This is a genomic window from Streptomyces sp. NPDC059477, assembly GCF_042749375.1.
Classification (GTDB): Bacteria; Actinomycetota; Actinomycetes; order Streptomycetales; family Streptomycetaceae; genus Streptomyces.
Genome location: NZ_JBHYUG010000021.1, coordinates 103719 through 104002, shown reverse-complemented (window position 1 = coordinate 104002; position 284 = coordinate 103719).

The window sequence follows — 284 nt, the reverse complement described above, 5'->3', positions numbered from 1 at the left end:
GCCGAGCAGCGGCCGGGGCCGCGCCCGCCGACGCCGCTCCAGCAGCCCGCACCGCAGCGCGAGCGGGCGGAGCAGCGCCGAGAGCAGAGCGGCGAGCAGGAGTGCGGCCACGGCCGCGGCGATCCCGTAGAACACCTGCACAAACTAAGCCGAATGTCATGATTTGTGATGAATACTGGGGATGTCTCGGCGCGGCGGGCGCGTCCGTCCGGCCGGCCGGCCCGCCGGCCCGCGGAGGGATCCCCAGTGTCCGAGAGGCTTCGGCAGGGGCCGGGGTGGGTCCG